This is a genomic window from Microbacterium resistens NBRC 103078 (assembly GCF_001552355.1).
Lineage (GTDB): Bacteria > Actinomycetota > Actinomycetes > Actinomycetales > Microbacteriaceae > Microbacterium > Microbacterium resistens.
On record NZ_BCRA01000015.1, the window covers coordinates 1 to 23,717 of the forward strand.

Here is a 23,717-nt window from a genome sequence, read left to right on the forward strand (position 1 = left end):
GGGGAGGCTCCGCGCGAGCCAGGCGTCGCGCGCGTCGTCGGCGGGGTAGTCGCGTCCGCCGCCGATCGCGCGCCCGGCCGTGGAGACGGTGCGGGTGCGGTCGATCAGACCCAGGACGGTGTCGGACAGGGACTCGCCCAGGGCGCGGAAGGTGGTCCACTTGCCGCCGACGAGCGACACCAGCGGCACGGCGCCCTCGCGGTTGACCTCGACGCGGTAGTCGCGCGACACGAATCCGGGTGCGGTGTCCTCGTGGCGGGGCAGCGGGCGGATCCCGGAGAAGCGGTAGACGATCTGGCCCCGGTCGACGGAGATCGACGGGAAGACGTGGTGGATCAGGTCGAAGAAGTAGTCGACCTCCTCCTCCGTGCACAGGGCGATCTCGCGGGGGTCGGCGTCGATGTCGGTGGTCCCGACGAGCACGCGGCCCTTGAGGGGGTAGATCAGCACGATGCGGCCGTCGGAGTGCTCGAAGAAGATCTCGCGGCCGCCCGTTGCCGCGAGCAGCTCCGGGTGGTCCAGCACGATGTGCGAGCCCTTGGTCCCGCCCATGAACCGCGTCTGCGTGCCGAGGGCCTCGTTGGTGAGGTCCGTCCAGGGGCCAGAGGTGTTCACGACGACGTCCGCCGCCACGCCGAACTCGGTCCCCGTCTCCAGATCGCGCAGGAGGATCCGGTCACCGTCGCGCCCCACGGCCTCGACGTAGTTCAGCGCGACCGCACCGGGGTGCGCGGCCCGGCCATCCTGGAGGACGTCGAGCGCGAGCCGCTCCGGGTCGTGCATGGACGCGTCGTAGTAGGTGGCGGTGTACTTGATCTTCGGATCGAGCATCGGCAGCGCTTCGAGCGACTTCTTGCGCCCGTGGAAGCGGTGCCTCGGCACCGTCCCGCCGTCGCGCGAGAAGGTGTCGTAGATCATCAGCCCCATCTTGATGAGGAAGGCGCCGCGCTCCTTCGGCTTGCCGGACTTGTGCGTGAGGAAGCGCAGCGGCGCCGACAGGATCCCGGAGAATGTCGAGTAGATCGGGATCGTGGTCTGGAGGGGCTTGACGTAGTGCGGCGCGATCTTCAGCAGTCCGTTGCGCTCGTGCACCGATTCGTTGACCAGGCGGAACTCGCCGTTCTCGAGGTAGCGGATGCCGCCGTGGACCATGTGGCTGGAGGCGGCCGACGCTCCGGAGGCGAAGTCCCCGCGCTCGGCCAGCACGACGTCGACGCCCTGCAGAGCCAGTTCACGGAAGGTCGAGATGCCGTTGATCCCGCCGCCGATCACCAGAACGGTCGTGCGGCCGGCCTCCCGGACCCGTCGGACATCGGTGCGCTCCTGCGCGGACGAGAGCTGCTCGGTCATCGTCGTCCCCTTTCCTGCCTGCTCATCACGTCGAGCTTGCTCACAGCATCGACTCCTTCGGCACTTTGCGCAACCTCCGTGCACGAATGTGCAAGGATCGGGGGGAAAGGGGGTCGGACATGGGCTCTCAGGATGCACGGACGCGCGATGCGAAGCTCGAAGCCGCGCTCACCGCCGCGCAGCTCTACTACATGCAGGACAAGACCATGGAGGTCATCGCCGAGGAGCTGGGCACCTCGCGCTCGTCGGTTTCGCGCCTGCTGAGCTTCGCCCGTCAGGTCGGGCTGGTGGACATCCGGATCAACTCGCCGTTCGAGCGCGCCGGCATGCTCGAGGAGAGCATCCATCAGCGTCTGCGCGTCTCCGCACATGTCGTGCCGATGTCGGAGAGCGTGACCGAGGTGGAGCGTCTCGAGCGCGTGGCGCTCACCGCGGGCCGGCTGCTGACGTCCTTCGTGGACTCGAACATGGTCGTCGGGGTCGCGTGGGGGTCGACGATCAGCGCGGTCAGCCGCGAGCTCGGCCAGCAGGAGACCCATGGCACCACCGTCGTCCAGCTCAACGGTGCGGGCAACACGCAGACGAGCGGTCTGGAGTATTCGAGCGACATCCTGCAGCGGTTCGGTCGGGCCTTCGGCGCACAGGTGCAGCTGTTCCCCGTGCCGGCCTTCTTCGACGACCCCCTCACGCGGGAGGCGATGTGGCGCGAGCGCAGCACGCGGCGCGTGCTGGACCTTCAGGCGAAGATGGACATCGCGGTGTTCAGCCTGGGCTCGCCGACGGCCGAGGTGCCCAGCCGCGTGTACGTCGGCGGCTACCTCAGCCGTGACGACTACCGGAGCCTGCGCGAGGATCGTGCCATTGGAGACGTCGCGACGGTCTTCTTCCGTGCGGACGGCACCTGGCAGGACATCCGTCTCAACGCGAGGGCCACCGGGCCGACGCTCGACCGGTTGCGTCGTGTGCCGCGGCGTCTCTGCGTCGTCGCCGGGCTCCAGAAGCTCCCGAGCCTCCAGGCGGCGATCTCCGCCGGGCTCGTCACCGACGTGGTGCTCGACGAGGGGCTGGCGCGCCGGCTGGCGGAGTCGGGCGAGCGCTGAGCGGCGGGCTCAGTCGAGCCCTGCACGGAACTCCTCCATGAGATGCGCGACGACGGCCCGCAGGTCGCCCTGCGCGTCCGCGACCGCGAGCTGGCGGGCGTAGCTCGCCCCGGTGTCGAGGATCCCCGCCACCCGGGTGAGTTCGGCGGGGCACTGCAGGTCCAGCGCGACCGGGGCCAGGAGCTCGAGCGTCTCGGCGAGGTGCTCGCGGACCGGCCGCTGCGATCCCGAGGAGTCCACGATGACCTCGGCGTCGAGTCCGTAGCGCGCCGCGCGCCACTTGTTCTCGCGGTGGAACCACGGCGGCATGGTCGGGAGGATCCGGCCCTCGTCGAGCTCGCGGGAGAACTTCTCGACGAGTGTCTGGACGAGCGCCGCGACGGCGGCGAGCTCGGGCAGCGTCGACAGGCCGTCGCAGGCGCGCACCTCGATCGTGCCCCAGCGGGGTGCGGGCCGGATGTCCCAGCGCACCTCGGTGGCATCGGCCATCACCCCCGTCCTGCGCATGTCCTCCAGGTAGGCCTCGAACTCGGCCCAGGTGGTCAGCGGCCACGGCAATCCCGCGGTCGGCAGCTGCTGGAACACGAGCGCGCGGTTGGACGCGTATCCCGTGCGCTCGCCCGCCCAGAACGGGCTCGAGGCGGCGAGGGCCTGCAGATGCGGGAGATAGGCGGTCAGCGCGCCGATGATCGGGAGCACCTTGTCTCGGTCCTCGATCCCGACATGGACGTGGATCCCCCAGATCATCATGTTCCGCCCCCACCACTGGGTGCGATCGATGAGGGTGTGGTAGCGGGTCTTGTCGCTGACCCGCTGGTCGTACCACTGCGCGAAGGGATGGCTGCCCGCCGACAGCAGCGCGATGCCGGCGGGATCCGTCGCCGCGCGGACGGCCTGGATCGCCCGGCGGACGTCGTCGATCGCGTGCGCGACGGTGGCGCCCACGCCGCTGGTGACCTCGATCGTGTTGGTGAGCAGCTCGCCGGTGACGGTGTGGCGCTCCGCCGCGCTGTCGTCCTCCAGCGCGGCCAGCAGTTCGGGGGCGCGCCCGACGAGATCCCCGGAGAGGGGATCGGCGAGCATCAGCTCCCACTCGACGCCGACCGTCGAGCGCGCGGATTCGGCGAAGCGGATCGTCACCCGCACAGTCTGGCACGCGGCGCCGCCCGTTCCCCGTGTCCCTGACGCGCGGCGTCACGAACGCGGCCGTGGCGCGCCGTGACGCGGTTCGCGGCGGGGCGGGCGATCTGGCAGAATAGAGGGTCGGACGGCCCGCTCGACCCTCTATCCAGCGCGCCATCCACCCGAAGAGCTTCCACCGGGTGTGCACCCCACGCTCCAGGTGACCAGTTCGTTCCTTCCACACCATTCAGGAGAATCGTGGCTGTCAAGATTCGTCTCAAGCGCCTCGGCAAGGTCCGTGCGCCCTACTACCGCATCGTCGTGGCCGACTCGCGCACCAAGCGCGACGGTCGTGTGATCGAGGAGATCGGCAAGTACCACCCGACCGAGGAGCCCTCGTTCATCGAGGTCGACTCGGAGCGCGCGCAGTACTGGCTGTCCGTGGGCGCCCAGCCCACCGAGCAGGTCACCGCCATCCTCAAGATCACGGGCGACTGGGGCACCTTCAAGGGCGAGAAGGACGCGAAGTCCACGCTCAAGGTCGCCGAGGCGAAGCCGGCCTTCGAGGCCGACGCCGCCAAGAAGTCGGTCATCAAGCCCAAGGCGGAGAAGAAGGAGACTCCCGCTGAGGAGGCTCCCGCCGAGGCGCCGGTCGAGGACGCGGCCGAGGCCGCGACCGACGCCGAGTAATCCGCCGTGCTCGCCGCCGCGCTCGAACACATCGTCACGGGGATCGTCGATCACCCGGAGGATGTGCGCATCACCGCATCCACGTCGCCGCGAGGCGAACTGCTCGAGGTGCGTGTGCACCCGGACGACCGTGGGCGCGTGATCGGGCGCGGCGGCCGCACCGCCAAGGCTCTGCGCACGCTCGTCTCCGCGCTCGCGGACGGGCGGCGCGTCCGTGTCGACGTCGCGGACGACTGACGTGCCCGCGAACGGGCGCGCAGGAGGACGGAACCAGCTGCGCGTGGGCCGGCTCGTCAAGGCGCACGGGCTGAAGGGCGCGCTCAAGCTGGAGCTCTACACCGATGATCCAGCGGGGCGGTTCGTGCCCGGGGCGTCGTTCACGCTGCAGGTCCCCGAGGCGTCTCCCTGGCACGGGAAGTCGCTCACGGTGCGCGACTATCGCGTGATGAACGGCAGCTCCGTCGTCTTCTTCGAGGACGTCGAGGACCGGACCGCGGCGGAGAGCCTGGTCCGGGCGATCCTCTGGATGGACCAGGACGAGACCGAGGCGCCCGAGGAGGACGCCTGGTACGACCATCAGCTCGTCGGGCTGGAGGTCGTGCGCGACGACGTCGTCGTCGGGCGCGTGATCCGCGTCGATCACCTTCCGGCACAGGATCTGCTCATCGTCCGCCGGGCCGGCGTCTCCGGAGATGCGGCGGAGGTCATGGTGCCGTTCGTCTCCGCGATCGTCCCGACGGTCGACATCGCCGCCGGACGCCTGGTGGTGACGCCTCCGCCGGGACTGTTCGAGGAGCTGGCCGACGAGGCGGCGGCGCCCGCGGACGAGCAGGACGCGCCCGGTGCGGATTGACGTCGTCTCGATCTTCCCGTCGTACTTCGACGGCCTGACCCTGTCACTGCTCGGCAGGGCGCAGGAGAGCGGCCTCATCGATCTTCGCGTGCACGACCTGCGCGAGTGGACGCACGATCGCCACCGGACCGTGGACGACACCCCCTACGGCGGCGGCGCGGGCATGGTCATGAAGCCCGAGCCCTGGGGCGAGGCGCTGGACGCACTGGTCGCGGCCGACGGCGCCGCCGCGCGTCCCACCATCGTGTTCCCTTCCCCGGCGGGGGAGGTCTTCACCCAGGCGACCGCCCGCACGCTCGCGGAACACGATCATATCGTCTTCGGATGCGGCCGGTACGAGGGCATCGACGAGCGCGTGTTCGACTATGCGGCCGAGCTCGGCGACGTGCGGCTGCTGAGCCTCGGCGACTACGTCCTCAACGGCGGGGAAGTGGCCACCATGGCGATGGTCGAGGCCATCGGCCGGCTCATTCCCGGCGTGGTCGGCAACCCGGACAGCCTGGTCGAGGAGTCGCACGAGGACGGCCTTCTCGAGTACCCGTCCTACACGAAGCCGTCCGTCTGGCGCGACCGTGCGGTGCCGGAGATCCTGCTCAGCGGCGATCACGGCCGGATCGCGCGCTGGCGCCGCGAGCAGCAGGTGGAACGGACCGCCGCCCGCAGGCCCGACCTGCTCGACGGCTGAGCGCGTCAGAGCACCCGCTCCGCCTCGTGCGTGAGCTCGAAGACCACCCCGTGGGGATGCCGGAGGTCCAACGAGGCGTGCGGGCTCAGCCCCCGCATCTCGCCGCGGAGCATCCGTCCGATCATCTCGTGGGAGATGAGCAGCGGAACGCCGTCGGCGACCTCCGTGCAGTGCTCGAGCGCCTGCCGGACCCGACCGCGGGCCTGGGCGTAGCTCTCGCCCCCGGGGAAGGCCCATCCGTAGCGGTTGTCCGCACGCTCTGCGCGAGTGCCCGGGAGCTCCGCCTCGATCTCGGCCCAGGTCCGTCCTGCCAGGGTTCCATGATGGATCTCCGCGAGACCGGGGACGAGGACCACCTCGGCCTCCAGGATCTCGGCGATGATCTCGGCGGTGCGCACCGCCCGGCCGAGCGGACTCGAACAGATGGTCCGGATGCCGCGACCGCGCACTCGGCGTGCGATCTCCCGGGCATGGACGACGCCGTCCGAGGTCAACGGCGAGTCGAGCTGTCCCTGCAGGCGTCCCTCCCGGTTCCAGGTCGTCTGGCCGTGGCGCGCGAGGAAGAGCCGATGCGGCACGGGGCGGTCCTGCGGGATCATGGACCCAGGATGACAGCCGAGGCCGCGGCGGGGAAGCGTCGCCGCCCGCCTGAGTGCGGTCAGTCGACGCCGAGGAAGGAACGGTCGGTGAGGATGATCGGGCCGTCCTCCGTGACCGCGATGGTGTGCTCGGAGTGCGCGCCCCGCGAGCCGTCGGCGCTGCGCAGCGTCCAGCCGTCCGGGTCGGTGATCAGCTCGTCCGTCGTGGCGAGGAACCAGGGCTCGAGCGCCATGACGAGGCCTGCGCGCAGCGGGAAGCCCCGTCCGGCGCGGCCGTCGTTGGGCACGTGCGGGTCGCCGTGCATGATCCGGCCGACGCCGTGGCCGCCGAAGTCCGTGTTGATCGAGTAGCCCTCGCCGCGTGCGACGGCGGCGATCGCGGCGGAGATGTCGCCGATGCGATTGCCGACGGTCGCCGCAGCGATGGCCGCATCCAGCGCGCGCTCGGTCGTGTCGATCAGGCGGAGATCCTCGTCGCGGGGCGTGCCGACGACGAACGAGACGGCGGAGTCCGCCACCCACCCGTCCACCGACACGGCGAAGTCGAGCGAGACGAGGTCGCCGTCGCGCAACGCGTAGTCGTGGGGGAGGCCGTGCAGGACGGCATCGTTCACGGATGTGCAGATCACCTTGCCGAACGGGCTCGCGCCGAACGAGGGGTGGTAGTCGATGTAGCACGACTCCGCGCCGGCCTTGCGGATGAGGTCGTGCGCGCGGCGGTCGATCGCGAGCAGGTTGGTCCCGACCTTCGTCTCGTCGCGCAGGGTCGCCAGCGTCTCGGCCACGAAGCGCCCGGCGGCGCGCATCTCGTCGATCTCGGTGGGCGTGCGCAGTTCGATCATCGGGGGTGTTCCTCTCGTCGCCCTCCATTCTCCCGCATCCGTGCCTGCGACTTCGCTCATGATCGCGGAAGATCGGCGCCCGCCGGACGGGAGCGACGTACGATCTCGGTATGTGGTTGCGGCGCGTGTTCTTCCGATGGCTCCCGCTGGCGGCGGCCGTGCTGCCGGTATGGCTCCTCGTGGGCTGGGGCGTGTTCCAGGCGGGCGGATGGGCGTTCCTCTGGGTCCTCTTCATCGCCGTGCCGTCGGTGCTGGTGGGGCAGCTCGTGCTCCTGCTGCTCGTGCGCGCGCGTCCCTCGGTCCGGGCCGAGCGAGCGGTGTCGTGGTGGGACGTGCTGGGCTTCACGGTGTGGCACGGCCTCACGGTCGCGGTGGGCTGCTTCCCGGAGGGGGCCTTCGCCTGGCTCCTCACCGGCGCGATCGCGGCGTTCCTCGCCCTGTTCTGGTCGTCGCTCTGGCAGCTGTGGAGCGAGGCGCGGGGCGGGCGCCGCGTCGTCGCCCAGTCCGAGACGATCTGGGCGACCACAATCGGCGGTGACGACCGCAGCGGGCCGGTCCGGGGGACGCCGCGCGGCGAGGTCATCGTGATCGCGGAGGCAGGACGCCCCGGCGACGCCGGCGGGCACTGACGCGCACCCTGCGCGGCGCCGTCCGCGTTTTGGAACGGTGCGAGATCCATGACAGAATGAATCCTTGTGCCGTGACCCGGCTCTGCCTCAGGGGAGCCTGCGGACGCCCTGCGCGCCGTTCGACACACACCATCCTTCCTTCCTTCCGAGTGCACGCGACCTGAGGCGAGTGCAGAGAGAGACGATCATGCAGATCCTCGACGCCGTCGACGCGGCTTCGCTCCGCTCCGACATCCCCGCCTTCGGCCCCGGCGACACCGTGAAGGTGCACGTGAACATCACCGAGGGCAACCGCTCCCGCATCCAGGTCTTCCAGGGCGTCGTCATCGGCCGCCAGGGCGACGGCGTGCGCGAGACCTTCACGGTCCGCAAGATCAGCTTCCAGGTCGGCGTCGAGCGCGTCTTCCCGGTGCACTCCCCGGTGATCGACCACATCGAGGTCGTCACCCGCGGTGACGTGCGTCGCGCGAAGCTCTACTACCTGCGCAACCTCCGCGGCAAGAAGGCGAAGATCAAGGAGAAGCGCGAGAACTGACGCGCCGATCCATCACAGAGCACCCCGGGACACGGTGTCCCGGGGTGCTCTGTTCTCCCCGACGTGTGCGACGCTAGAGAGGCCGTCACGAGGCGGCCGTTCCCCTCGTGAAGGAAGCCGATGACAGACGAGACCGCCTCCGCTCCGGCTGCGCTGCGCCGCGACCGCCGTGCCCCGTCGCGCCGTCGCGGCTGGCTCGTGTTCCTGAGGGACGTGCTCGTCATCGTGCTCGTCGCCGTGCTCGTCTCCTTCCTGGTGAAGAGCTTCATCGTGCGCAGCTTCTTCATCCCCTCCAGCTCCATGGAGGACACGCTCCTGGTCAAGGACCGGATCCTCGTCGACGAGATCACGCCCCGCTGGAACCCGTATCACCGCGGTGACGTCGTCGTCTTCAAGGACCCCGGCGGGTGGCTGCCGCCGAGTGAGCCGCAGCCTCCGCGATCGCCCCTGCTGGAGGCGGGGGAGTGGCTCCTGACGATCGTCGGCATCGCGGCGCCGGACTCGGACGACCACCTCGTGAAGCGGGTGATCGGACTCCCGGGCGACCGGGTGCAGTGCTGCAATTCGCTCGGCCAGATCACGGTCAACGGCTCTCCGATCGACGAATCGTCGTACCTCAAGCTCCCCCCGGGGGACACGCTCGCGTCGGAGATCCCGTTCGACGTCACCGTCCCCGCCGGATCGGTGTGGGTGCTTGGCGACAACCGCGACCGATCCCAGGACTCCCGGTACAACCAGGACCAGCCCGGGAACGGCTTCGTCCCGCTCGACAACGTCGTCGGACGCGCGTTCCTCATCAGCTGGCCCTTCGACCGGTTCGGGCTCATCGACGGCCACTACGCCGTGTTCAACGGCGTCGAGGAGCGGGAGCGCGAGGAGGACGCGCGGTGACCGTCGTCGCGCCTCGGCTGACGCTGGAGCGCCGCCTGCTGCGCGAGCACCAGCACATCATCGCCCTCGACGAGGTCGGCCGAGGCGCTCTGGCCGGCCCGGTCGCGGTCGGCGCCGCGATCATCGACGCCTCGGGTGCCCGGCGACGCGTGCCCGAGGGGCTGCGCGACTCCAAGCTCGTGCCGTCCGCCCGTCGTGCCGACGTCGCCGCCCGTGCCCAGGGGTGGGTGCTGTCCAGCGCCGTCGGCTGGGCGGACAACGCGGAGATCGACGAGGTCGGGATCATGCGCGCGCTCGGGCTCGCCGCCTCGCGAGCGCTGATCGCCGCGTGCGCCGACGCCGTGGATCCGGCCACGGCGCTCGTCATCCTCGACGGGAACCACGACTACCTGTCCGCGGTCCACCCGTCCTCCGTCACCGTGCGCACGGTCGTGAAGGGCGACCGCGACTGCGCCTCCGTGTCCGCCGCGTCGGTCATCGCGAAGGTCGCCCGCGACGCCCTCATGGTAGACCTCCACGAGACCCACCCCGACTACCAGTGGGAGCGGAACAAGGGCTATGCGAGCCCGGAGCACCGTGACGCGATCCGCCGGCTCGGGCTGAGCCCGCTGCACCGGTCGTCGTGGGCGATCGCGGAGGCCCCCACGCTCTTCTGACCCGTCGGCGACGGGGCGTCGGCAGCGGCCCGCACGGCCTAGGATGGACGGATATGGATGAGGACGCCTTCGACGACTACGACCGTGAGCTCGAGCTCGCCCTGTATCGCGAGTACCGCGACGTGGTCTCGCAGTTCGCCTACGTGATCGAGACCGAGCGCCGCTTCTATCTCGCGAACGACGTCAACGTCGTCCGCCGGGACACCGAGCACGACTTCTACTTCGAGGTGTCCATGACCGACGTCTGGGTCTGGGACATCTACCGGGCGGACCGCTTCGTGAAGGCCGTGCGTGTGCTCACGTTCAAGGACGTCAACATCGAGGAGCTGTCCCGGCGGGAGTTCGAGCTTCCGCAGGAGCTCTCGCTCGACGGCGAGTGACACAGCTCTGAGCGACGGCCGACCCGCCGTCGCTCGTCGCAATCTCGTGCGGAGATCGCGCGTTTCTACGGAGGGTTGACGGGCATTCGTCCGCGCGGAGGAGTGTCGTCCTCCGGAACGGCTTCCGTTCCGCGGAGGTCACGCGTTCCTACGGAGGTCGCGCGCTCATACGGAGGCCATGCGTTCCTGCGGAGATCCCGCGCATCGGCGGAGGTCGCGCGCGTCGGCGGAGCGTTGACCGGCATTCGTCCGCGCGAAGGGGTGTTCTCCTCCGGGACGGATTCTGTTCCGCGGAGGTCGCGCGCTCGTGCGGAGGTCACGCGCTCGTGCGGAGGTCGCGCGCTCGTGCGGAGATCGCGCGCGTCGGCGGCGGGTTGACCGGCATTCGTCCGCGCGAAGGGGTGTTGTCCTCCGGGACGGATTCTGTTCCGCGGAGGTCACGCGCACCTGCGGAGGATCACGCCCCGGGCGGAGGACCCGTGTTTCGGCGGAGGGCACGTGTTCTCGCGGGGTCGGCGAGCCTCGTCCTCCACACCCGGCGACGACGCGTTGTTCTCCGCGGATCCCGCGGCCCGCACCGGACGCGGCGGTTGAGCGCACGAGGCTGTCGGCATGGCAGCGAAAGACGACCTCGGGCGAGCCGGCGAAGACCGGGCGGCCCTCTATCTGACGGATCTCGGATACCGGATCCTCGCGCGCAACTGGCGGTGCGAGCTCGGCGAGCTGGACATCGTGGCCGAGTGGCGCGACGTCCTCGTGTTCGTCGAGGTGAAGACGCGGCGCAGTCTTCTGTTCGGGCACCCGTTCGAAGCGATCGACGAGCGCAAGCGGCGACGGATGTGGCGCCTGGCGCATGCGTGGGTGCGGGAGCACCCGTTGTCGGCGCGCGGCCGGCCGCTGCGGCTGGAGGCCATCGGGATCGTCGGATCGGAACCCTCCTGCGGCATCCTCGAGCACCTGACGGACCTGCGATGACGGCGGAGCTCCTGGAGGAGGGGACCTCGGGGTCGCGGACCTCCCGCACCTGGGCGGTCGCTCTGACCGGCATCACCGGCCATCTCGTCGAGGTCGAGGCCGACCTCTCGCAGCAGACGCCGGAGTTCCATCTGATCGGTCTCGGCGACCGGGCGCTGAGCGAGGCCGTGCGTCGCGTCCACAACGCCTGCAAGAACAGCGGCGTGGAGCTTCCGCGGCGCAAGCTCACGGTGAACCTGTCGCCGGCGAGCCTGCCGAAGCACGGCTCGGGGTTCGACCTGGCGATCGCGCTCGCCGCCCTCGGCACCGAGGGCAGACTGGACATCGCGTCGCTGGCTCGCACCGTGCACATCGGGGAGCTCGGGCTGGACGGCCGGCTTCGGCCCGTGGCGGGCGTGCTCCCCGCGCTTCACGCCGCCGTCCGGGCCGGGATCGCCCGAGCGATCGTTCCGAGGGCGAACGAGGCGGAGGCGCGGCTCGTCCCCGGGCTGGACGTGCATGCCGTCGCGACGCTCGCCCATGCCGCGGTGCTCCACGGCGCCGAGCTGGATCCTCCTGCAGCACCGGAGCGACTCCCCCGTGCGGAGAGCTCGACGACGACGGAGCGGGAGCCGGATCTCGACGAGGTCATCGGCCAGGACGAGGCCGTGTCCGCGCTGACCGTGGCCGCGGCCGGCGGTCACCACGTGCTCCTGAGCGGCCCGCCGGGCGCGGGGAAGACGATGCTCGCGCGACGGCTCCCCGGCATCCTGCCGGACCTCGACGACGACCTGGCTCTGGACGTCGCGTGCGTCCGCTCCCTGGCGGGTGAGGCGGTCGTGGATCTCGATCGTCGGCCACCGTTCGTCGCGCCTCACCACAGCGCCTCCCTCGCCGCGCTGGTGGGAGGCGGGTCCCGCCAGGTCCGGCCGGGCGCCATCGTCCGCGCGCACGGCGGACTGCTGTTCGTCGACGAGGCGTCGGAGGCGCCGCGTGCCGTCCTCGACGCGCTGCGGCAGCCGCTGGAATCGGGGCGGATCGAGATCCATCGGTCCGAGTTCACCGCCTCTTTCCCGGCCCGCTTCCAGCTCGTCCTGGCGACCAATCCGTGCCCGTGCGGGGTCTACGGTGTGACCGGGGAAGAGTGTGTCTGCCCGCCCGCGGCCGTCCGGCGCTACGCGTCGCGACTGTCGGGTCCGCTGCGCGACCGCCTCGACATCGAGATCCAGGTGGCCCGGGTCTCCGCGGACCTCGCCACGGCCGGGACGCGTGGCACCGTCTCCACGGCGCAGGCACGCGATCGGGTCCGGGAGGCGCGCGAGAGGGCGGCGCGACGCTGGCGGGGCACGCCGTGGCGGGTGAACGCACATGTTCCCGGGGCGTGGCTCCGACGTGGCGCCTACCGGCTTCCGACGCCGGTGCGCGAGCCCCTCGACCGGGCGCTGCGTCGGGGCGCGATCACCCTGCGCGGCTACGATCGCGTCCTGCGACTGGCATGGTCCGTCGCGGACCTCGACGGTGCGGCCGCACCGCGGCTGGAGCACGTCGGCCGGGCGCTGTTCCTGAAGAAGGGGCTGGCGGCGTGACCGAGCACGACCGCGGGGTGGATCCGGCAGCGGAGCTCATGGCGATCATGGACGACCCCGAGATCGGCAGAAGGCTCGGCGAGGTCCGCGCGGCGGGCTCGACCGACGAGGCCCGCGCGGGCGTCGTGTGGAGCGTCATCGCCGAGCCGGGCGACGGCGTCTCCGGTGCCCTCGTCGCTGCGCTCGGCGCCCGGGACGCGTTGGAGGAGGTCTTCGGCGCGGCCGCGTCCTCCGCGGGGGAGAAGGACTCCGGGCGCCCGGCCCGCCGTGCCCTTCAGGAGGCGGGGCGCCGGTGGGCGCCACGCCTCCGGCGAGAGGCGGTCCTCGCGGCGCTCGCCGGCGCGTCCCGGGTGCGGGCGTCGCTGCTGCTCCCGGACGATCCGGACTGGCCCGGGCGGATCGCCGATCTCGGACCGCACGCGCCGCATGCTCTCTGGGTCCGCGGCGACCCGTCGGCGCTCGGCGAGCTCGGCGTCGCCGTGGTGGGGGCGCGGGCATCGACGGCGTATGGCGAGCACGCGGCCGCCGAGATCGTCGGCCCGCTCGCCGCCGACGGGACCTCCATCGTCTCCGGCGGCGCCTACGGGATCGACGGGGTGGCGCACCGGGTCGCTCTGGGAACGGACGGCCGGACGCTGGCGATCCTCGCGGGCGGAGTGGACCGGGCCTACCCGAGCGGACACGCGGGGCTCCTCGTTCGCGTCGCCGGCTCGGGAGCCGTCGTGAGCGAGGTCCCGTGCGGGACGGCGCCCACGCGATGGCGCTTCCTCGCCCGCAATCGCCTGATCGCGGCCGTCGCCGCGGCCACCGTGGTCGTGGAGGCGGGGCGGCGCAGCGGCTCGCTGAACACCGCGGGTCACGCCGCGTCGCTCGGACGCCCGCTCGGCGCGGTTCCCGGACCGATCACGTCGGCGACATCGGCCGGGTGCCATCGCCTGCTCCGCGAATATGCGGCGCAGTGCGTCACGACCGCCGACGAGGTCCGGGAGCTGCTCGGGGCCGCCCCGTCCGCGCCCCCGAGCATCCCCGCGGAGGACCCGGACATGATCCGGATCGCCGACGCGCTGAGCACGCGGCACGGACGCGCGGTCGATGAGCTGGCCCGTGCGGCCGGACTCTCACTGGAGCGGGTCACGGCGCTGCTCGGGATCCTGGAACTGGACGGGGCGGTCGTACGCACACCCGGCGGGTGGCGTCGGCTGCCGGTCTGACGGCGAGGCTCCTCGTTGCGAACGGCCGGGGCCGCACACTGGGAGGGTGCGACTCTCCCACGCGCTGGACGACTTCACGACGCACCTGGCGTCGGTGCGGCGGCTGTCCGCGGCGACGATCCGCGCGTATCGCAACGATCTGACCGATCTGGTCCGGGCCGCCGGCGACCCGGAACTGGCGGACGTGGACCTCGAGACCCTGAGGGAGTGGCTCTGGCGCGCCACGCAGCGCGGCGACGCCCGCGCGACCTTGGCGCGCCGGACGGCCGCCGCCCGTTCCTTCTTCGCCTGGGCCAGGGAGGAGGAACGGATCCCGGTCGACCCCAGTCTCCGACTCGTCGCGCCGAAGCGCGGCAGATCGCTCCCCGCGGTCGCTTCGGCGGACTCGCTCCGGCAGCTGCTCGACGAACTTCGCCACGACGCCGCGGGCGGCGATCCGGTCCGCCTGCGCGACAGCGCCGTCCTGGAACTCCTCTACGGCTCGGGGATGCGCGTCTCGGAGCTCTGCGGCCTCGCGGTCGACGATGTGGACCTGGACCGCGCCACGGCGCGGGTGCGGGGCAAGGGGGACAGAGAGCGGGTGGTGCCGTTCGGCGTCCCCGCGAAGGACGCGGTGGCGGCCTATCTGCGGCGCGGCCGGCCGGCCCTGGCGGCGCGCACGGACCGCTCGTCACCCGCCCTCTTCCGGGGCGCGCGCGGCGGCGCGCTCGGACCGCGGACCGTCTACGCGCTCGTCGCTCGCACGCTCGGCCCCGTGCTCGGTGAGGAGACGGTCGGCCCGCACGCGCTCCGGCACTCCGCGGCGACGCATCTGCTCGACGGCGGCGCGGACCTGCGGGCGGTGCAGGAGATCCTGGGGCACGCCAGCCTCGGCACCACGCAGATCTACACGCACGTGTCCGCCGAGCGGCTGACCGCGACGTACCGCCTCGCGCATCCCCGGGCGTGAGCGGAGAACCGCTCAGCAGACCACCCCGCCGCAGGGGAGCAGGACGGCGCGCGGCACCTCGCCGAACAGCAGCAGGGGATTGATGTACTCGCCGTGCCACCGGACGCCGACGTGGAGCGTCCCGGGCGGTGCGTGTCCTCCCTGAGCCAGCTCGCCGACGGCGTCTCCGACGGCGACCGCCGCGCCCGGGTCGAGGTCGCTCTGCAGGGGCTCGTAAGTCGTGACGAGCCCGTCGCCGTGGTCGATCGTGAGGAGCGGGCGATCCACCACGGTGCCGCGGAACGCGATCGTGCCGTCGGCCGGCGCCCTCACGGGGCCGGCGGCGGCGACGTCGATCCCGCGATGGCCGGGGCCGTACGCGTGCGCCGGGGCGCGGAACGGGGCGACGACGGTTCGGGGTCCGGACACGGGCCATCGCCAGTCGGCTCCCGCAGGAGCCGTCGCCGCGGGAGCCGACGGGGCGGAGATGGTCGCCGCGGCGGTGACGGCTCCCGCGGCCGACCCGGGGGAGCCGAGGAGGACGAGGAGGAGCATGAGAGCGAGCGGCGGAGCGACGCGACCGGGAGGGAGACGACGTGGCGGCATGGCCCGATGATGCCGGGGCGCCGCCGTCGGCGCGGACCCCGCGCCGGAACGGTGGACGACGGGCCGGGGACCGGTGTTCGTGCAGGACGAGGGCGGTGCTCGCGAGGCGTCGAGGCTGATACACTGACAAGGCATCTCGAGCGATCGAGGTGACTACGCGTGCCCACAGCGTCCATCGTGGTGCGACACCCCATCGGTCCCTTCCGAGGGCGGGGTGTGCGCCGGGCACCAGGACAGCCGACCGCCCGGTCGGCGATCAACCGCAACGGCGAGAACCGCCAGAACAGGGGAGTACGACCATGGCCGTCGTCACCATCCGCCAGCTGCTCGACAGCGGCGTGCACTTCGGACACCAGACCCGCCGGTGGAACCCGAAGGTGAAGCGCTTCATCCTCACGGAGCGCAGTGGCATCCACATCATCGACCTGCAGCAGTCGCTGGCCTACATCGACCGCGCCTACGACTTCGTCAAGGAGACCGTCGCGCACGGCGGGACGATCCTCTTCGTCGGCACCAAGAAGCAGGCGCAGGAGATCCTCGCCGAGCAGGCGACCCGCGTGGGCCAGCCCTACGTCAACCAGCGCTGGCTGGGCGGCCTCCTGACGAACTTCTCGACCATCGCGAAGCGTCTGGCCCGCATGAAGGAGCTCGAGGAGCTCGACTACGAGAACCCCGCCGCCTCGGGCTTCACCAAGAAGGAGCTGCTGCTCAAGAAGCGCGAGCTCGACAAGCTGCACAAGTCGCTGGGCGGCATCCGCAACCTCACCAAGACCCCGTCGGCCCTGTGGGTCGTCGACGCCAAGCGTGAGCACCTCGCCATCGACGAGGCGAAGAAGCTGGGCATCCCGGTCATCGGCATCCTCGACACGAACGCGGACCCGGACGACTTCCAGTACCCGATCCCCGGCAACGACGACGCGATCCGCTCCGTCTCGCTGCTGACGCGCATCATCGCCGACGCCGCGGCCGAGGGCCTGCAGCAGAAGCACAACCCGGAGCAGGGCGACGCCGAGCCGCTCGCCGAGTGGGAGCGCGAGCTGCTCGAGGGCGGCGACGCCGAGGCGGCCGCCACCGAGGCCGCTGCGACCGAGACCGCTGCGACCGAGACGGCCGCGGACGAGGCCGGTGCCGCCGCGCACGACGAGGCGATCGCCGCTGCCGCCGAGGAGGCGCCCGCCGAGGTCGCCGCCGCTGAGGCCGCCGACAAGTAATCCCTCGTACACACACGACACGTAGCAAGGAGCCACCACACATGGCCAACTTCACCATCGCCGACATCAAGGCGCTGCGTGAGCAGCTCGGCACGGGAATGGTCGACACCAAGAAGGCGCTCGAGGAGGCCGGCGGCGACGTCGAGAAGGCCACCGAGATCCTGCGTCTCAAGGGTGCCAAGGGCAACGCCAAGCGCGCCGACCGCTCCACCAGCGAGGGTCTGGTCGTCGCCCGCGAGAACGGCAACAGCGTCACGCTGATCGAGCTCGCCTGCGAGACGGACTTCGTCGCGAAGAACGAGCGCTTCATCGCGCTGGCCGAGAAGGTCGCGGACGCGGCCGCCGCGGCGTCGGCGAACACCGTCGAGGAGGTCCTCGCGGCCTCCGCCGGCGGCCAGACCGTCGAGCAGCTGATCTCCGACGAGGCCGCCATCATCGGCGAGAAGGTCGAGCTGCGGCGCGTCCGCACCGTGACCGGCGACGCCGTCTCGGTGTACCTGCACCGCACGAGCAAGGACCTGCCGCCGCAGATCGGCGTCGTCGTCGCCTACACGGGTGACGACGCGGAGACCGCGCGCAGCATCGCCCAGCACATCTCCTTCGCCAACCCGTCGTACCTCACCCGTGAGGACGTCCCGGCAGCGGACGTGGAGAAGGAGCGCGAGATCGTCACCGAGATATCCCGCAACGAGGGCAAGCCGGAGGCGGCCCTGCCGAAGATCGTCGAGGGCCGTGTGTCCGCGTTCTTCAAGCAGGTCGCGCTCCTCGAGCAGGACTACGCCAAGGACAACAAGCTGTCCGTCGGCCAGGTCGCGAAGGACGCCGGCATCACGGTGACGGACTTCGCGCGCTTCAAGGTCGGCGCGTAAGACCGCGGAAGGGGTTCGGATCATCGCGATCCGAACCCCTTCTTCATGCCCGCCGCGAGGCGCGCACGCTATTTTGATCAGGGACGAGAGGAACAACCCCATGATGCAAGGATCCGGACGCCGTCGCGTCGTTCTGAAGCTGTCGGGCGAGGCGTTCGGCGGCGGCCAGCTCGGGGTCAACCCCGACATCGTCGGCCAGATCGCCCGAGAGATCGCCGCGGCGACCGACGAGGTCGAGATCGCGGTCGTGGTCGGCGGAGGCAACTTCTTCCGCGGCGCGGAGCTGAGCCAGCGCGGGATGGACCGCGGACGTGCGGACTACATGGGCATGCTGGGCACCGTCATGAACGCCCTCGCCCTCCAGGACTTCCTCGAGCAGGCCGGCGCCGAGCCGCGCGTGCAGTCCGCGATCGCCATGACCCAGGTCGCCGAGCCCTACATCCCCCTCCGCGCCGAGCGGCACATGGAGAAGGGGCGCGTCGTCATCTTCGGTGCCGGCGCCGGCCTTCCGTACTTCTCCACCGACACCGTCGCCGCCCAGCGGGCGCTCGAGATCCGCGCGACCGAGGTGCTCGTCGCCAAGAACGGCGTGGACGCGATCTACACCGCGGACCCGAACAAGGACTCGTCCGCGGAGCGCATCGACCACGTCACCTACCGCGAAGCCCTGCAGAAGGGGCTCAAGGTCGTGGACTCGACGGCGTTCAGCCTCTGCATGGACAACGGCATGGACATGCGCGTGTTCGGCATGGAGCCGGCCGGCAACATCACCCGTGCGCTGCGCGGCGAGGCCATCGGCACCCGCGTCACGGCCTGAGCGCCGCGCCCGGCCCGGCGCCCCGCACGGGGGCGGCGGGCCGCCCCGAGTAGACTGAGACGAACCCTCTGACGATTGGAGCCCCCGTGATCGCGGACGTCCTCGCCGACACCACTTCCCGCATGCAGCGCGCCGTCGAGGCTGCGAAGGAGGACTTCGCCACGGTGCGCACCGGCCGCGCGAACCCGCAGCTCTTCCAGAAGCTGATGGTCGACTACTACGGTTCGCCCACTCCGCTCGCCCAGCTCGCGTCCCTGGCCAACCCCGAGGCGCGCACGCTCCTGATCACGCCCTACGACAAGTCCGCGCTGAAGGCCATCGAACAGGCCGTCCGCGACATGCCGAACCTCGGCGCGAACCCCTCGAACGACGGCAACATCATCCGGGTGACGATGCCGGAGCTCACGGCGGACCGCCGCAAGGAGTACGTCAAGCTCGTGAAGTCCAAGGGCGAGGACGCGAAGGTCCACGTCCGCGGCATCCGCCGCAAGGCCAAGGACGAGCTCGACGGGCTCAAGAGCGAGCTCGGTGAAGACGAGATCGCCCGCGGCGAGAAGGAGCTGGACGCCCTCACGCGCCAGCACGTCGACCTCATCGACGAGGCTGTGAAGCGCAAAGAGGCCGAACTGCTCGAGGTGTGAGGTCGGGATGACAGGTCCTTCGGCGGACGAACCGCAGGACATCCCGCCGCGCCCTCCGCTTCCCGCTCCTCGCCACGGTGATCAGCTGCATGCGCAGTGGCAGGCGAAGAAGGCCGAGATCGGCACTCAGGTCTCGCACGCCCGGGATCAGCTCGACCAGGCGAACGAGCGCATCAAGGAGCGGACGGGCCGTGACCTCGTCGTGGCGATCCTGATCGGGCTGCTGATCGGCGGGGCCCTGCTGGCGTCCCTCGTGTTCGTCAAGTGGGCGTTCGTGATCTTCGCGGTCGCGGCGGCGCTGCTGGCGATCGGAGAGCTCGTCCTCGCCCTGCGCACGGGCGGGCGACGGGTGGATCTCTGGCCGCAGCTCGTCGTCGGCGCGGCGCTCGTCACGGCGGGCTACTTCGCCGACCCGTGGCTGTGCTGGGTGATGCTCTTCGTCGCGGTGTTCGTCGTCGTGGTGTGGCGCCTGGTCGGGCAGATGGCCGCCAGGGACGGGCGCACGTACGGCGACGTCCTCACCGACGCCGTCTCCGCGGGGTTCATCCAGATATACATCCCCTTCCTCGCTGCGACCGCGCTCATGCTGCTGCGCGAGGAGCGGGGGGAGTGGTGGGTGCTCTCGTTCATCATCGTGGTGGTCGTGGCAGACACCGCCGCCTACGCCTCCGGCCTGCTGTTCGGCCGGGGCGGGCGGCATCCGATGGCTCCGCGGGTGAGCCCGAAGAAGACCTGGGAGGGCTTCGCGGGCGCGGTCGCGGGCTCCCTCCTCGCCGGTGCGCTGCTCGGCGTCTTCCTGCTCGGGCTGCCGTGGTGGGCGGGACTGATCATCGGCGCCGCCCTGGTCGCATCCGCGACCCTCGGCGACCTCGCCGAGTCGATGCTCAAGCGCGACCTCGGCATCAAGGACATGAGCTCGTGGCTCCCCGGCCACGGAGGCCTCCTCGATCGTCTCGACAGCATCCTCCCCTCTGCGGTGGTCGCCCTGGCCCTGTTCCATCTCCTCAGCCCCCTGGCGGTATCGTGACCCTCTCCTCCTCTCCGGCCGACGGCGCCTCGGCGCCCTTCCCCCTCGCTCAGGGACGCGAGAAGGGCTATCAGCGTTCCGCGGTGGACGCCTTCCTCGCGCGGGCCAAGACCGCGTTCGAGGCGAACCCGCCCGAGCTCGACGCGGCCAGCGTGCGGGCCGTCTCGTTCCCGCTCGTCCGCGGCGGCTACCGCATCGCCGAGGTCGACGCCGCGTTGGCGCGGGTCGAGGACGCGTTCGCGGGACGCGAGCGCAGCACGGCGCTCTCGCAGAAGGGCGCGCGCGCCTGGGTGAGCCGCGCGCGTTCCGAGGCCCAGGTCATCCTGGACCACCTGAACCGCCCGAAGGGGCATCGCTTCGCGCGGACGGGACTGCTCACCTTCGGCTACCGGGTGGACGAGGTGGACCACGTGGCCGAGCGGATCGTCCGCTACCTCCGCGACGGTGACGCGCTGTCGGCGGAGCAGGTCCGTCACACGGCCTTCCGGATGCAGCGGCGCGGATACCGCGAGGAGCAGGTGGATGCGCTGCTGGACGCCACGATCGAGGTGCTCCTCGCGGTCCGCTGACCGCGAGTGCGCGTGCTCATGGTGGATTCAGCATCGGGTCGCTAGACTGGGGCGCATTGTGACTCCCGATAACGATTTGGTTTCGACGGACGCTGCCCGAGCCGACGTCTCCGTCCGCGCGAAGGCGCCGCGCCGAGGCGCCGCGACGCCCCGGCGCCGCACGACCGCGACGATCCTCGCCGGTCTGGCCGTCGTCGGTTTCTCCGCTGCGATCGTCGCGCCGGCGGGCATCGCCATGGCGACCCCGTCCGCCGACGAACCGGCGGCCGCGCAGAGCGTGTACTCGCTGGCCGCCAAGGACGCCCAGACCTTCGACATCACGGTGCAGGGCGCTCAGGGCGTTCAGGCGACCCCGATCGCGCGCGAGGGCTTCGAGGTGTACGTGACGCCCACGCCGACCCCCACGCCGACCCCGGAGCCCGCCTCGGATCCGGGCTCCGGCTCGTCCGAGGAATCGGGCGAGTCGTCCGGTGGCGGGGGCGGTGGCGGCCCCATGTACTACACCGGAGGGGGCGACCCGGCCGCGTGGATGGCGGCGGCGGGCATCGCGCCGGAGGACTGGGGCTACGTCGACTACATCGTCAGCCGGGAGAGCGGCTGGAACCCGAATGCGGTGAACTCGTCGTCCGGTGCGAGCGGGCTCGTCCAGGCGCTTCCGTGCGACAAGGTGCCGGGCAGCTGCTTCGATCCGGTGGACAACCTCCGCTGGGCGGACGGCTATGCGAAGAGCCGGTACGGGAGCTGGGCGGAGGCCGTCGGCTTCTGGTCCGCCAACCACTGGTGGTGAGCGTCCGCGCCCGCCATGCCCCGATCGCACCGTCGTCGTCCTGAACGCCCGCGCGACGACGCCCTCGACCGCCTCATCGCGGGGTGGAAGCGCACGGAGATCCGCGGCGGCGTGGAGTGGTACGTGCAGCCGATCTCGGCCGCGCAGGCGCAGAAGGAGTACGTCTGCCCCGGATGCCGGAGCCTCGTGCTGCCCGGCGTCGCCCACGTCGTGACGTGGCGCGCGGACGGCGTGCTCGGCGACGCCGCCGACCTCGCGGCACGGCGCCACTGGCACAACGGGTGCTGGCGGAGGCGCTGATGGAGATCCGTGGGCCTCTGGACCTCCCTGCGCGGCGAGAGGACCTGACCCTGCGCACGGCCGACGGGCTCACCCTCGTCGGTGAGCTGGCCCTTCCGCTCGACCGGGATCCGGCGGCCACGCTGGTGACCCTCCACCCCCTGCCCACGGCGGGCGGGTTCATGGACTCCCACATCATCCGGAAGGCCGCCGCCCGGCTTCCGGCGCTCGCCGACCTGGCGGTGCTGCGGTTCAACACGCGGGGCACGAGGTCGCAGCGCGGCACGAGCGAGGGGTCCTTCGGCGGCGGTGTCGACGAGGAGCACGACGTCGCGGCCGCGATGGCCCTCGTCCGCGAACGGGGCCTGCCGGCTCCGTGGCTCGTCGGATGGTCGTTCGGCACCGAGCTGGCGCTGAAGTACGGCCGCGATCACGCGGTGGACGGGGTCATCCTCCTCTCGCCTCCGCTGCATCGGACCACCGACGCCGAACTCGCCGGATGGGCCGACGACCCGCGGCGCGTGATCGCCCTCATCCCGGAGCTCGACGACTACCTGCGTCCGGACGAGGCCGCGCGGCGATTCGCAGCGATCCCGCACGCGACGCTGATCGCGGTCGAGGGCGGGCGGCACCTCTGGGTGGGCGAGTCCCAGACCCGGCGGGTGCTCACGGAGATCGTCGCCGCCGTCAACCCGGCGGCCCTGCCGCTGCCGCTGCACTGGCCGGCTGCCCGCTGACCGCCCGGACGAGCCGCATCGCGGGTGTCACCGCTCGTTCATCCTCGGGATCAGGACCTGGCGGTAGATGATCAGGATGCTCGCGGCCACCGGGATCGCGATCAGGGCGCCGAGAAGGCCCAGCAGCGCGCCGCCGGCCAGGGCCGCGATCACGACCACGGCACCGGGCACCGAGACCGCCCGGTTCATGACGCGCGGGGAGATCACGTACGCCTCGATCTGCATGTAGACGAGGTAGTACACCGCGGCGATGATCGCCGTGGTCGGATACGGCAGCCCGCCGAGCCCCGGGATGAGACAGATGAGGACGATCAGCGTGGACCCCGTGAGGGTGCCGACCAGCGGGATCAGGGAGAAGAAGAAGGCGATGACCGCGAGCACCGCGGGGAACGGCGCCTGGATGATCGACAGGAGGATGGCGCTGAGGACTCCGTTGATGACGCCCATGGTGACCTGCCCCATGACGTAGTAGCCGACGGAGGCGGTGATCTGTTCCGCGAGATCCACGAACCGCGCCCTCTTGGAGGCGGGGACGAGCTGGTAGACGGAGCTCTTCAGCGAGGGGATCGCCGAGGTGAAGTAGATCGTCAGGATCAGCACGATGAAGGCCCCGGCGAGACCCGTCACGATCGCCGTTCCGGCCGCCACCACGCTCTCGGTGATGGATCCCCAGTTGCGCAGCAGCCAGTCCGTGGCGTTGCTGATGAGGTCGTCGAGGAAGGCCGGCTGGAGGCCGGGGAAGACCGACAGCACCCAGTCCTTGACGTCTTCCAGGGCCGTGCTCTGCAAGAAGACCGTGATCTGGCGCACCAGCTGCGTGATCTGGTCGATCAGGATCGGCAGGACCATCAGCACGATGCCGGTGAACACCCCGAGGACCGCGAGGATCGTCACGAGCACCGCAGCCCACCGAGGGACGCGGTGCCGCGTGAGGAACGTGATGGCCGGGTCGAGACCGAGACTGAGGAACAGGGCCGTGCCGACGTACAGCAGGATCGTGGACAGCGACTCGACGCTGTTGATGAGCATGATGCCCAGACCCACGCCCAGGGTCGCCACCAGGGCGGTGCGGAACGGGTTGTGGATCTTCATGCGGCTCCTCGGTCTCGGACGACCACAGCGTAGTCGCGAGCAGGGACGGAACCGGGGCGCGACGCCCCAGG

General features: G+C 71.2%; 29 protein-coding genes. 23 read left to right on the forward strand and 6 right to left on the reverse strand.

The window, feature by feature from the left end; all coding sequences use genetic code 11:
- Window positions 1–1,350: glycerol-3-phosphate dehydrogenase/oxidase (locus tag MR1_RS02985; RefSeq protein ID WP_067243204.1), on the reverse strand; the 1,350-nt coding region annotated here is incomplete at its 3' end.
- Between the two features lie 119 nt (window positions 1,351–1,469).
- Here MR1_RS02985 and MR1_RS02990 point away from each other — a divergent pair.
- Window positions 1,470–2,450 carry a sugar-binding transcriptional regulator gene (locus MR1_RS02990; protein ID WP_067243205.1) on the forward strand — a complete coding sequence of 327 codons (981 nt, stop codon included), beginning with the start codon at window positions 1,470–1,472 and terminating at the stop codon, window positions 2,448–2,450.
- Window positions 2,451–2,459: 9 nt separating this feature from the next.
- Here the strand turns inward: MR1_RS02990 and MR1_RS02995 are convergent, their stop codons facing one another.
- Entirely contained in the window at window positions 2,460–3,590 is a 1,131-nt protein-coding gene (locus tag MR1_RS02995) for a glutamate--cysteine ligase (protein ID WP_067243206.1), read from the reverse strand.
- Between the two features lie 240 nt (window positions 3,591–3,830).
- Here MR1_RS02995 and rpsP point away from each other — a divergent pair, with 240 nt between their 5' ends.
- From rpsP to trmD, 4 genes are read left to right on the forward strand one after another with little or no spacing between them, the layout of a single operon-like run.
- A complete protein-coding gene (gene rpsP, locus MR1_RS03000; RefSeq protein ID WP_067243207.1) occupies window positions 3,831–4,262 on the forward strand; it encodes a 30S ribosomal protein S16 in 432 nt (143 codons plus the stop codon).
- A 6-nt stretch (window positions 4,263–4,268) separates the two neighbouring features.
- Window positions 4,269–4,499 carry an RNA-binding protein gene (locus MR1_RS03005; RefSeq protein WP_067243208.1) on the forward strand — a complete coding sequence of 77 codons (231 nt, stop codon included), beginning with the start codon at window positions 4,269–4,271 and terminating at the stop codon, window positions 4,497–4,499.
- A 1-nt stretch (window position 4,500) separates the two neighbouring features.
- On the forward strand, window positions 4,501–5,115 hold the full coding sequence (gene rimM, locus MR1_RS03010; protein WP_067243209.1) for a ribosome maturation factor RimM: 615 nt from the start codon (window positions 4,501–4,503) through the stop codon (window positions 5,113–5,115).
- Entirely contained in the window at window positions 5,105–5,800 is a 696-nt protein-coding gene (gene trmD, locus MR1_RS03015) for a tRNA (guanosine(37)-N1)-methyltransferase TrmD (RefSeq protein ID WP_067243210.1), read from the forward strand. The genes rimM and trmD overlap by 11 nt, the downstream gene beginning before the upstream one ends.
- Window positions 5,801–5,805: 5 nt before the next feature.
- Here trmD and MR1_RS03020 read toward each other — a convergent pair whose 3' ends face one another.
- Window positions 5,806–6,399, reverse strand: a complete 594-nt coding sequence (locus tag MR1_RS03020) for a histidine phosphatase family protein (protein WP_255218077.1) — start codon at window positions 6,397–6,399, stop codon at window positions 5,806–5,808.
- Window positions 6,400–6,458: 59 nt separating this feature from the next.
- Window positions 6,459–7,241 carry a type I methionyl aminopeptidase gene (gene map, locus MR1_RS03025; RefSeq protein WP_067243211.1) on the reverse strand — a complete coding sequence of 261 codons (783 nt, stop codon included), beginning with the start codon at window positions 7,239–7,241 and terminating at the stop codon, window positions 6,459–6,461.
- 110 nt (window positions 7,242–7,351) lie between these two features.
- On the opposite strand from map, the gene MR1_RS03030 reads away from it, so the two are divergent.
- The 9 genes from MR1_RS03030 to MR1_RS03070 all read left to right on the forward strand — a co-directional run bounded on the left by MR1_RS03030 (window position 7,352) and on the right by MR1_RS03070 (window position 15,032).
- Window positions 7,352–7,870 (forward strand): MFS transporter permease, encoded by a 519-nt coding sequence (locus MR1_RS03030; protein WP_067243212.1) that lies wholly within the window; start codon window positions 7,352–7,354, stop codon window positions 7,868–7,870.
- A gap of 187 nt (window positions 7,871–8,057) precedes the next feature.
- Window positions 8,058–8,405: a 50S ribosomal protein L19 gene (rplS, locus tag MR1_RS03035; protein WP_067243213.1), complete on the forward strand. Its 348-nt coding sequence runs from the start codon at window positions 8,058–8,060 to the stop codon at window positions 8,403–8,405.
- A 120-nt stretch (window positions 8,406–8,525) separates the two neighbouring features.
- Entirely contained in the window at window positions 8,526–9,296 is a 771-nt protein-coding gene (lepB, locus tag MR1_RS03040) for a signal peptidase I (protein ID WP_067243214.1), read from the forward strand.
- Window positions 9,293–9,952, forward strand: coding sequence for a ribonuclease HII (locus tag MR1_RS03045; protein WP_067243215.1), 660 nt, complete (start codon window positions 9,293–9,295; stop codon window positions 9,950–9,952). The genes lepB and MR1_RS03045 overlap by 4 nt, the downstream gene beginning before the upstream one ends.
- A gap of 53 nt (window positions 9,953–10,005) precedes the next feature.
- Entirely contained in the window at window positions 10,006–10,332 is a 327-nt protein-coding gene (locus MR1_RS03050; protein WP_067243216.1) for a DUF2469 family protein, read from the forward strand.
- A 612-nt stretch (window positions 10,333–10,944) separates the two neighbouring features.
- Complete coding sequence (locus MR1_RS03055) at window positions 10,945–11,307, forward strand: YraN family protein (protein WP_067243217.1); 363 nt, start codon at window positions 10,945–10,947, stop codon at window positions 11,305–11,307.
- Window positions 11,304–12,872, forward strand: coding sequence for a YifB family Mg chelatase-like AAA ATPase (locus MR1_RS03060; protein WP_067243218.1), 1,569 nt, complete (start codon window positions 11,304–11,306; stop codon window positions 12,870–12,872). Before MR1_RS03055 ends, MR1_RS03060 begins: the two co-directional genes overlap by 4 nt.
- On the forward strand, window positions 12,869–14,083 hold the full coding sequence (gene dprA / locus MR1_RS03065; protein WP_255218078.1) for a DNA-processing protein DprA: 1,215 nt from the start codon (window positions 12,869–12,871) through the stop codon (window positions 14,081–14,083). Before MR1_RS03060 ends, dprA begins: the two co-directional genes overlap by 4 nt.
- A gap of 46 nt (window positions 14,084–14,129) precedes the next feature.
- Window positions 14,130–15,032 (forward strand): tyrosine recombinase XerC, encoded by a 903-nt coding sequence (locus MR1_RS03070; RefSeq protein ID WP_067243219.1) that lies wholly within the window; start codon window positions 14,130–14,132, stop codon window positions 15,030–15,032.
- A 12-nt stretch (window positions 15,033–15,044) separates the two neighbouring features.
- On the opposite strand, the gene MR1_RS03075 is transcribed toward MR1_RS03070, so the two are convergent.
- Window positions 15,045–15,617, reverse strand: a complete 573-nt coding sequence (locus MR1_RS03075) for a murein hydrolase activator EnvC family protein (RefSeq protein ID WP_067243220.1) — start codon at window positions 15,615–15,617, stop codon at window positions 15,045–15,047.
- Between the two features lie 299 nt (window positions 15,618–15,916).
- Between MR1_RS03075 and rpsB the strand changes: the two genes are divergently transcribed.
- The 9 genes from rpsB to MR1_RS03120 all read left to right on the forward strand — a co-directional run bounded on the left by rpsB (window position 15,917) and on the right by MR1_RS03120 (window position 22,554).
- Window positions 15,917–16,828: a 30S ribosomal protein S2 gene (rpsB, locus tag MR1_RS03080; RefSeq protein WP_067243221.1), complete on the forward strand. Its 912-nt coding sequence runs from the start codon at window positions 15,917–15,919 to the stop codon at window positions 16,826–16,828.
- A gap of 41 nt (window positions 16,829–16,869) precedes the next feature.
- Window positions 16,870–17,697, forward strand: coding sequence for a translation elongation factor Ts (gene tsf / locus MR1_RS03085; protein ID WP_067243222.1), 828 nt, complete (start codon window positions 16,870–16,872; stop codon window positions 17,695–17,697).
- Window positions 17,698–17,797: 100 nt separating this feature from the next.
- Window positions 17,798–18,514, forward strand: coding sequence for a UMP kinase (gene pyrH / locus MR1_RS03090; RefSeq protein ID WP_084344327.1), 717 nt, complete (start codon window positions 17,798–17,800; stop codon window positions 18,512–18,514).
- Between the two features lie 86 nt (window positions 18,515–18,600).
- Complete coding sequence (gene frr, locus MR1_RS03095; protein ID WP_067243223.1) at window positions 18,601–19,155, forward strand: ribosome recycling factor; 555 nt, start codon at window positions 18,601–18,603, stop codon at window positions 19,153–19,155.
- A gap of 7 nt (window positions 19,156–19,162) precedes the next feature.
- Window positions 19,163–20,182 carry a phosphatidate cytidylyltransferase gene (locus tag MR1_RS03100; RefSeq protein ID WP_084344328.1) on the forward strand — a complete coding sequence of 340 codons (1,020 nt, stop codon included), beginning with the start codon at window positions 19,163–19,165 and terminating at the stop codon, window positions 20,180–20,182.
- Window positions 20,179–20,751: a DivIVA domain-containing protein gene (locus tag MR1_RS03105; protein WP_067243224.1), complete on the forward strand. Its 573-nt coding sequence runs from the start codon at window positions 20,179–20,181 to the stop codon at window positions 20,749–20,751. Before MR1_RS03100 ends, MR1_RS03105 begins: the two co-directional genes overlap by 4 nt.
- A gap of 76 nt (window positions 20,752–20,827) precedes the next feature.
- Window positions 20,828–21,538, forward strand: a complete 711-nt coding sequence (locus MR1_RS03110; protein ID WP_255218079.1) for an aggregation-promoting factor C-terminal-like domain-containing protein — start codon at window positions 20,828–20,830, stop codon at window positions 21,536–21,538.
- A gap of 15 nt (window positions 21,539–21,553) precedes the next feature.
- Complete coding sequence (locus MR1_RS03115; RefSeq protein WP_067243225.1) at window positions 21,554–21,838, forward strand: hypothetical protein; 285 nt, start codon at window positions 21,554–21,556, stop codon at window positions 21,836–21,838.
- Complete coding sequence (locus tag MR1_RS03120) at window positions 21,838–22,554, forward strand: alpha/beta hydrolase (protein ID WP_067243266.1); 717 nt, start codon at window positions 21,838–21,840, stop codon at window positions 22,552–22,554. The genes MR1_RS03115 and MR1_RS03120 overlap by 1 nt, the downstream gene beginning before the upstream one ends.
- A 27-nt stretch (window positions 22,555–22,581) precedes the next feature.
- On the opposite strand, the gene MR1_RS03125 is transcribed toward MR1_RS03120, so the two are convergent.
- Window positions 22,582–23,646 (reverse strand): AI-2E family transporter, encoded by a 1,065-nt coding sequence (locus MR1_RS03125; protein WP_067243226.1) that lies wholly within the window; start codon window positions 23,644–23,646, stop codon window positions 22,582–22,584.
- Window positions 23,647–23,717 lie beyond the last annotated feature (71 nt).

Coding starts and splice junctions, on each gene's coding strand:
- MR1_RS02990 (WP_067243205.1), top strand. CDS start 1,470: ATGGGCTCTCAGGATGCACGGACGCGCGATGCGAAGCTCGAAGCCGCG.
- MR1_RS03020 (WP_255218077.1), bottom strand. CDS start 6,399: ATGATCCCGCAGGACCGCCCCGTGCCGCATCGGCTCTTCCTCGCGCGC.
- map (WP_067243211.1), bottom strand. CDS start 7,241: ATGATCGAACTGCGCACGCCCACCGAGATCGACGAGATGCGCGCCGCC.
- MR1_RS03030 (WP_067243212.1), top strand. CDS start 7,352: ATGTGGTTGCGGCGCGTGTTCTTCCGATGGCTCCCGCTGGCGGCGGCC.
- rplS (WP_067243213.1), top strand. CDS start 8,058: ATGCAGATCCTCGACGCCGTCGACGCGGCTTCGCTCCGCTCCGACATC.
- lepB (WP_067243214.1), top strand. CDS start 8,526: ATGACAGACGAGACCGCCTCCGCTCCGGCTGCGCTGCGCCGCGACCGC.
- MR1_RS03050 (WP_067243216.1), top strand. CDS start 10,006: ATGGATGAGGACGCCTTCGACGACTACGACCGTGAGCTCGAGCTCGCC.
- MR1_RS03055 (WP_067243217.1), top strand. CDS start 10,945: ATGGCAGCGAAAGACGACCTCGGGCGAGCCGGCGAAGACCGGGCGGCC.
- MR1_RS03060 (WP_067243218.1), top strand. CDS start 11,304: ATGACGGCGGAGCTCCTGGAGGAGGGGACCTCGGGGTCGCGGACCTCC.
- MR1_RS03075 (WP_067243220.1), bottom strand. CDS start 15,617: ATGCCGCCACGTCGTCTCCCTCCCGGTCGCGTCGCTCCGCCGCTCGCT.
- rpsB (WP_067243221.1), top strand. CDS start 15,917: ATGGCCGTCGTCACCATCCGCCAGCTGCTCGACAGCGGCGTGCACTTC.
- tsf (WP_067243222.1), top strand. CDS start 16,870: ATGGCCAACTTCACCATCGCCGACATCAAGGCGCTGCGTGAGCAGCTC.
- pyrH (WP_084344327.1), top strand. CDS start 17,798: ATGATGCAAGGATCCGGACGCCGTCGCGTCGTTCTGAAGCTGTCGGGC.
- MR1_RS03100 (WP_084344328.1), top strand. CDS start 19,163: ATGACAGGTCCTTCGGCGGACGAACCGCAGGACATCCCGCCGCGCCCT.
- MR1_RS03115 (WP_067243225.1), top strand. CDS start 21,554: ATGCCCCGATCGCACCGTCGTCGTCCTGAACGCCCGCGCGACGACGCC.
- MR1_RS03120 (WP_067243266.1), top strand. CDS start 21,838: ATGGAGATCCGTGGGCCTCTGGACCTCCCTGCGCGGCGAGAGGACCTG.
- MR1_RS03125 (WP_067243226.1), bottom strand. CDS start 23,646: ATGAAGATCCACAACCCGTTCCGCACCGCCCTGGTGGCGACCCTGGGC.